Genomic DNA, 1738 nt, shown 5'->3' with positions numbered 1-1738 from the left:
CGGAGCTTCAGACCGGGAAGCACGTTCTCGATCTTGGCTTGCATCGCCGGTGCGGCCTCTTCGGCGGCAGGCGTATTGAATGCTCGCCAACCCATCGTGGCGATCACCATCAACGCCATCAACGTGATGAGCCACATGAAGGCCTTCGCACCCTGTTGCATCGGCCTTGCAGTACCCGACAGGTCCGGGCGGCCGCGGCCCTCGATCTGCGCCTGGTGCTCTTCGATCTCCGCCACCGCGTCTATGGTTTGACCGGGTTTTTTTCGCCTTTTGAAGAGATTCATGGCGCAGTTTCCTCACGAATGACGCGCTCGACCTGCGGCGAGACGGTACCGGTGGCCAGACTGCGTGTAACGGGCGCCCCGTCGTTGTGGACGGCCAAGACCTGGTTTCCAATACGCAAATGCCAGCGCTTAGCGACCCGATGAAGCACGACGGTCTGCTCGTCCTCCATATGCCGGTTCACGATCACCTCCTGGCCGTCAGCGTCTACGAAATAGATCGCAGGCAGATCCTGGCCAGGAGCAAACCGAAGCCATGTCTGCGCGCCGTCATCCCATGCGGCGATCGGCGCCAGGCTGGTGTCGCCGCTCATCGAATAGGCCTGCCAGTTGATCGCGACGTCGGCAGTGGCCAGATCGCGCTGCACGCGGTCGCGCTCCTCCTGGGCCGCAGATTTTGCCTGCTCCAGTTCGGGATAACGCAGTACCACGCGAAAGACGCCGCCGTTCTTACGCGCCTTTTCATACTTCAGCAGGAACGAGTAGTTTCGCTTGGTGGTGATGTAAAGGAGGTTGGTGTCGGCTTGCTCGACGATGGGCTTGAGCAAGAGGTGCTTGCCCACTTGCTGGAAGTCGTACGCCGCCGAATCGCCAAAGGCGTGCGTCACGTAGTCCTCATCATCGTTCAGTTGGACTTGAGTGGCCACACCAAGCGTTGTATCGACCTGAATGACGTCGGCGGCGTCATAGTCCGTCCAGCGGATTCGCTGATCCTTGGGCGAAGCTGCAGGTCGGTCAAGCGACCAGGCAGGCGCTGCGGCCGCGCAAAGCGCGACCGACAGCACCCCCACGGCCAAAGGCCTGAAGCGGATGTTCATCGGGCGTGTCCCATCTCGAGGTTGCTTTCACGTTGGCGCGCCGACTCGTGCGTACGTTGATGGTCCATCCCCATCCCCGCCTGCTTGTCGTGGTCAGCGTCGCGCACCAGGCCCACGCCGCCTACCGCCTTGAAGGGGTAGCGGATGGCGAGCGCCTCTTCCTTTCCGCTCATCTCAAAGGATCGGTTCAGCGTGTTGCGGGCATGGACGATGAGGTCCCCCGTTTCGTTGTCACGCTGGATCAAGCAGTTTGGCGTTGTGCCTACGATCGGACCCTTGTACTCGCGCCCATCTTCCGGCTGACGGATTTGGCGGTCTTGTTCGCCGTACAGCTCCACGGGCCGACGCGCTTCGCGGATGCGCTCTTCAAAGTGCTTGCCGATACGATCGGCAGCCAAGACAGGCGTGGGAAGACGAAGGTTCGCGTCCTTGTGAAGATGGTCCTTGCAGAGGCGCGCGGCGCCGTAGAGATCGCTCTTCGCGTACCGTTCGATGTCGCGCAACAGTGCCGTGCGCTCTGCGTTGCTCATGCGCCCTGCATCTTCGAGGCGGCGGGCGAGTTCGTTGATCTGTGCTTTTTGCATGACGATTACCTCAGCGTTTCGACAGCGGTCGAGTAGGAAATGACTTGAAAGCCCA

At 61.2% G+C, this 1738-nt stretch carries 3 protein-coding genes; all 3 read right to left on the bottom strand.

All coding sequences use genetic code 11. From position 1 onward, the window contains the following. Positions 1-284: hypothetical protein (locus WBR68_RS31260; RefSeq protein ID WP_230696256.1), on the bottom strand; the 284-nt coding region annotated here is incomplete at its 3' end. Next, a complete protein-coding gene (locus tag WBR68_RS31255) occupies positions 281-1099 on the bottom strand; it encodes a TrbG/VirB9 family P-type conjugative transfer protein (protein WP_230696255.1) in 819 nt (272 codons plus the stop codon). The genes WBR68_RS31260 and WBR68_RS31255, both read right to left, overlap by 4 nt. Next, positions 1096-1738: hypothetical protein (locus tag WBR68_RS31250; RefSeq protein ID WP_342490528.1), on the bottom strand; the 643-nt coding region annotated here is incomplete at its 5' end. The genes WBR68_RS31255 and WBR68_RS31250, both read right to left, overlap by 4 nt.

Origin of the sequence: Achromobacter sp. JD-1 (assembly GCF_038594925.1) — a bacterium.
GTDB classification, from domain to species: domain Bacteria; phylum Pseudomonadota; class Gammaproteobacteria; order Burkholderiales; family Burkholderiaceae_B; genus Achromobacter; species Achromobacter spanius_C.
This window is presented reverse-complemented; position numbering and strand designations above follow the sequence as displayed.

Excerpts from the sequence above, each read along its gene's own strand:
- WBR68_RS31255 (WP_230696255.1), bottom strand. The coding sequence starts at position 1,099 with ATGAACATCCGCTTCAGGCCTTTGGCCGTGGGGGTGCTGTCGGTCGCG.